The sequence below is a fragment of the Vibrio sp. 1249-1 genome, from assembly GCF_033340495.1.
This window is the reverse complement of sequence record NZ_JAWOWJ010000731.1, coordinates 1-626: the sequence shown is the minus strand read 5'-3', so window position 1 is coordinate 626 and position 626 is coordinate 1. Positions and strand designations below refer to the sequence as shown.

Here is a 626-nt window from a genome sequence, read left to right as displayed (position 1 = left end):
TGCACTTGGTACATTGGCGCATCAGATTGGCCATTCGGACGAACACCAACTAGTTTTGGATTCTGCGCTGCCATTCCCAGTAATTGCCCTTGTGCGGCAACTAATGCTTCGTGACCAAGGCTCAGGGAGTCTTGTAGATAGAAATCAAAACCCGTTGCGTTACCCAACTCTTGGATGGCAGGAGGTGCAAACGCAAATACCATGGCTTCTTTGATGGTTGAGAAGTAACCCATAGCACGGCCTGTCAAAGATGCAGCATCCGAACCCGGCGCTTCGCGCTCAGACCAATCTTTCAAGCCAATAAACGCCATACCCATGTTTTGGCCTTGACCAGCAAAACTAAAACCAGCCACGGTAAACACGGATCTCACGTTGTCTTTTTCTTCTTCCAAGAAATAGCTACGCACTTTATCGAGTGTTTTTTCTGTCTGCTCTTGAGTCGAGTTCGGCGGCAAGATTGCCATCGAGAACACCGTACCTTGGTCTTCATCTGGTAGGAAAGACGTCGGCAGATTCATAAATAACCAACCCGCACCAGCGCTCATTGCCACAAACACCAACAACATGCGCCCAGTGCGTTTTAGCAACTTGGCTACACCAGCCTCATAACCTGCGGTCATCGAATC

The 626-nt window shown here is 49.2% G+C and carries 1 protein-coding gene; it reads right to left on the bottom strand.

What is annotated here, in order from left to right:
* A partial coding sequence (locus R7Z50_RS28605; RefSeq protein WP_318149894.1) for an efflux RND transporter permease subunit occupies nucleotides 1–626 on the bottom strand: 626 nt, incomplete at both ends.